The following is a 4,821-nucleotide window of genomic DNA, read 5'->3' as shown; positions in this document are numbered from 1 at the left end:
AATTTTTGTCCCTGCAGTTGTCATTTTAGCGATTCTGACTTTTTGGATTTGGTTTGTCTTGCTTGGAGCTAGCTTTGTGACCTCTCTACTTTATGGGGTGGCAGTTTTGATTATCGCCTGCCCTTGTGCCCTAGGACTCGCAACACCAACGGCTCTCATGGTGGGGACAGGACGGAGTGCCAAAATGGGCGTTCTCCTCAAGAATGGAACCGTCTTACAGGAAATCCAGAAAGTCAAAACTCTTGTCTTTGATAAAACAGGGACTTTGACAGAAGGAAAACCAGTGGTCACTGATATCATTGGCGACGAGACAGAAGTACTTGGTCTAGCTGCCTCTTTGGAAGAAGCCTCTCAACACCCATTGGCTCAAGCCATTGTCAAGCGGGCGAGTGAAGCAGGACTTGAGCTTCAACCTGTAGAAAATTTCCAAGCCCTACACGGAAAAGGTGTTTCAGGGCAAATCAATGGGAAGCAAGTCTTGCTTGGAAATGCTAAAATGCTAGATGGCATGGATATTTCGACCGCTTATCAGGAAAAACTTGAAGAATTGGAAAAAGGAGCTAAGACAGTTGTGTACTTGGCTGTTGACAATGGAATCAAAGGCTTACTTGCCCTGCAAGATATTCCCAAGGAAAATGCCAAGCTCGCCATCAGTCAGCTGAAAAAACGTGGCCTTCGAACAGTTATGTTGACAGGAGATAATGCTGGCGTGGCGCGTGCTATTGCAGATCAGATCGGCATCGAAGAGGTCATAGCAGGCGTTCTACCAGAAGAAAAAGCGCATGAAATCCATCAACTACAACAGGCTGGTAAAGTAGCCTTTATCGGAGATGGTATCAATGATGCGCCAGCCCTCAGTGTAGCAGATGTCGGGATTGCCATGGGCGCAGGAACCGATATTGCTATTGAGTCGGCAGGGATTGTTCTTACTCACAATGATTTGACTGGAGTGGTTCGTGCCTTTGATATGAGCAAGAAAACCTTCAATCGTATCTTGCTCAACCTCTTCTGGGCCTTTATCTACAATGTCATCGGAATTCCGATTGCAGCAGGAGTTTTTTCAGGTGTTGGACTGGTGCTCAATCCAGAACTGGCTGGTCTAGCTATGGCCTTTAGTTCTGTATCTGTTTTAACCAGTTCACTCATGCTAAACTTTAGTAAAATAGACTAAAAGCGAGCTTGCTCGCTTTTTTGTATTATAAAACAGGTTTTCAAAATGCTTTTAAGCTGTACTGCAATAGAGAATAGAAACTTCTGAGCACATTTGTAGGAGACTCAAAGTAAGTATGGTAAATTAGGATTGTAAATTTACTGAATCGCTTTCAAATAGTATATAAAAGCGCTTTTTGTAAATATATGAAATTATTTTGAAGGAGAGTTATTATGACTCAAGGGAAAATTACTGCATCTGCAGCAATGCTCAACGTATTGAAAACATGGGGCGTAGACACCATCTACGGTATCCCATCAGGAACACTCAGCTCACTCATGGATGCTTTGGCTGAAGACAAAGATATCCGCTTCTTGCAAGTTCGCCACGAAGAAACCGGTGCTCTCGCTGCCGTTATGCAGGCTAAATTCGGTGGCTCAATCGGGGTTGCAGTTGGTTCAGGTGGTCCAGGTGCGACTCACTTGATTAACGGTGTTTACGATGCAGCTATGGATAACACTCCATTCCTTGCTATCCTTGGATCACGTCCAGTTAACGAACTCAACATGGATGCCTTCCAAGAATTGAACCAAAACCCAATGTACAACGGTATCGCTGTTTACAACAAACGTGTCGCTTACGCTGAGCAATTGCCAAAAGTAATCGACGAAGCTTGCCGTGCCGCAGTTTCTAAAAAAGGTCCAGCTGTTGTTGAAATCCCAGTAAACTTCGGTTTCCAAGAAATCGATGAAAATTCATACTATGGTTCAGGTTCATACGAACGTTCATTCATCGCTCCTGCTTTGAACGAAGCTGAAATCGACAAGGCAGTTGAAATCCTCAACAATGCTGAACGCCCAGTTATCTACGCTGGATTTGGTGGTGTTAAAGCTGGTCAAGTGATCACTGAATTGTCCCGTAAAATCAAGGCACCAATCATTACAACTGGTAAAAACTTTGAAGCCTTTGAATGGAACTACGAAGGTTTGACAGGTTCTGCTTACCGTGTTGGTTGGAAACCAGCCAACGAAGTGGTCTTTGAAGCAGACACAGTTCTTTTCCTTGGTTCAAACTTCCCATTTGCTGAAGTTTACGAAGCCTTCAAGAACACTGAAAAATTCATCCAAGTCGATATCGATCCATACAAACTTGGTAAACGTCATGCCCTTGACGCTTCAATCCTTGGTGACGCAGGTCAAGCAGCGAAAGCTATCCTTGATAAAGTAAACCCAGTTGAATCAACTCCATGGTGGCGTGCAAACGTGAAGAACAACCAAAACTGGCGTGATTACATGAACAAACTCGAAGGTAAAACTGAGGGTGAGTTGCAATTATACCAAGTTTACAATGCAATCAACAAACATGCTGACCAAGACGCTATCTACTCAATCGACGTAGGTGACACTACTCAAACATCTACTCGTCACCTTCACATGACACCTAAGAACATGTGGCGTACATCTCCACTCTTTGCGACAATGGGTATTGCCCTTCCTGGTGGTATCGCTGCTAAGAAAGACAATCCAGATCGCCAAGTATGGAACATCATGGGTGACGGTGCATTCAACATGTGCTACCCAGACGTGATCACAAACGTTCAATACGACCTTCCAGTTATCAACGTTGTCTTCTCAAATGGTAAATATGCCTTCATCAAGGACAAATACGAAGACACAAACAAACACTTGTTTGGTTGTGACTTCCCTAACGCGGACTACGCGAAAATCGCAGAAGCTCAAGGAGCTGTTGGATTTACCGTTGACCGTATCGAAGACATTGACGCAGTCGTTGCAGAAGCTGTTAAACTCAACAAAGAAGGTAAAACTGTTGTCATCGATGCTCGCATCACGCAACACCGTCCACTTCCAGTAGAAGTGCTTGAACTCGATCCAAAACTTCACTCAGAAGAAGCAATCAAAGCCTTCAAGGAAAAATACGAAGCAGAGGAACTCGTACCATTCCGCCTCTTCTTGGAAGAAGAAGGATTGCAATCACGCGCAATTAAATAATTCCTCTCATCGAAAATCAAATGTAAACTTTGTAAATTTTATTCTTTGATTTTCTTAGAGCGGAACTTGAAAAGATCGGAGTAATCCGGTCTTTTTCTGGAGGATAACAAATGAATTTAAATCAATTAGATCTCATCGTTTCAGATGTTCCTCAAGTCTGTGTTGACTTGGAGCGTATTTTGGATAAAAAAGCCGATTATGTTGACGACAGTTTTGCTCAGTTCACGATTGGCAGTCATTGTCTCATGTTGTCTCAAAATCATTTGATTCCTTTGAAAAACTTTCAGTCAGGCATCATTCTTCATATTGAGGTTGAGGATGTAGAGCAGAACTACCAACGATTGAAAGAGCTTGGTACCGAGATTTTACACGGTCCAGCTGTAACTGATTGGGGAACAGAATCCTTATTAGTTAGAGGACCTGCTGATCTAGTGATTGATTTTTATCGTATGAAACAGGTCGCTTAATCATTTGAAGCTAACCATAATTATTCTTAATACAGAATGTGCGCATATGAACTATTAAAAGATCGGAGCAATCCGGTCTTTTTCTGTTTTCTCTTTCTTATCACAAGATTGTGATAGTTTACATCTTCATAACAAAAGCTTCAAAGTCTTGATTGTTTTGTGAGAAGATTATAAAATAAGATTCAGTAAAGATAAAAGAGGTTATAAAAATGTCTGAAAAACAAATGAAAATTTTGGGTTGGGTAGCGACCTTCATGTCTGTTATGATGTATGTGTCTTATTTTCCACAAATTATGAACAATCTGGCTGGTCAAAAAGGAAATTTCCTCCAACCCTTGGTTGCGGCTATCAACTGTAGTCTCTGGGTTTACTACGGCCTTTTCAAGAAAGAAAAGGATATTCCCCTTGTTGCGGCCAATGCACCGGGTATTGTTTTTGGCCTAATAACGGCTATCACGGCTTTGATTTAAAAATAAGACTGTTTTCAGTCTTTTTTTCGTCTATGAAAGCAAAATTAGTACTATAATTATTCAAAAAGTTCCAAACTTTTTCCTTACTTTCTAGTATAATAGAAGTAGCAAATCAAGCGAGGTAAAATTATGACAGAAAAACTTCAATTTCCAGAGGGCTTTCTCTGGGGTGGTGCTACGGCAGCTAATCAATGTGAGGGTGCTTATGATGTAGATGGTCGTGGTCTTGCCAATGTGGATGTAGTGCCTATCGGCGAGGATCGTTTCCCTATTATCACAGGTCAGAAAAAAATGTTCGACTTTGAGGATGGTTATTTCTACCCAGCCAAGGATAGTATCGACATGTACCATCGTTACAAGGAAGACATTGCCCTTTTTGGAGAAATGGGCTTTAAGACCTACCGTCTTTCCATTGCTTGGACACGGATTTTTCCAAATGGAGATGAAACAGAACCCAATGAAGCAGGGCTTGCTTTCTATGAGAACCTATTTAAAGAATGTCACAAGTATGGCATTGAGCCCTTGGTAACCATCACGCACTTTGACTGTCCCCTGCATTTAATCAAGGAGTACGGTGGCTGGAGAAGCCGTAAGATGCTTGGATTTTATGAAAATCTTTGCCGCACTCTTTTTACGCGCTACAAGGGCTTGGTCAAATATTGGTTAACTTTCAACGAGATCAATATGATTCTTCATGCCCCCTTTTTAGGAGCTGGGATTTGTTT

4 protein-coding genes and 1 pseudogene are annotated in these 4,821 nt (G+C 42.0%); all 5 read left to right on the top strand.

What is annotated here, in order from left to right:
* Positions 1-1,171, top strand: a 1,171-nt coding sequence (locus SORDD16_RS00170; RefSeq protein ID WP_128973451.1) for a heavy metal translocating P-type ATPase, incomplete at its 5' end; no start/stop codon positions are given.
* A 212-nt stretch (positions 1,172-1,383) separates the two neighbouring features.
* Complete coding sequence (gene spxB, locus SORDD16_RS00165) at positions 1,384-3,159, top strand: pyruvate oxidase (protein WP_061451871.1); 1,776 nt, start codon at positions 1,384-1,386, stop codon at positions 3,157-3,159.
* A gap of 110 nt (positions 3,160-3,269) precedes the next feature.
* Positions 3,270-3,626, top strand: coding sequence for a VOC family protein (locus SORDD16_RS00160; RefSeq protein ID WP_061451870.1), 357 nt, complete (start codon positions 3,270-3,272; stop codon positions 3,624-3,626).
* Between the two features lie 209 nt (positions 3,627-3,835).
* Positions 3,836-4,096 (top strand): SemiSWEET family transporter, encoded by a 261-nt coding sequence (locus SORDD16_RS00155; RefSeq protein WP_061451869.1) that lies wholly within the window; start codon positions 3,836-3,838, stop codon positions 4,094-4,096.
* A gap of 129 nt (positions 4,097-4,225) precedes the next feature.
* Positions 4,226-4,821, top strand: a pseudogene (locus SORDD16_RS11450) (family 1 glycosylhydrolase); the annotation flags it as partial.

This window comes from Streptococcus oralis (genome assembly GCF_001578945.1).
Lineage (GTDB): Bacteria > Bacillota > Bacilli > Lactobacillales > Streptococcaceae > Streptococcus > Streptococcus oralis_Q.
This window is presented reverse-complemented; position numbering and strand designations above follow the sequence as displayed.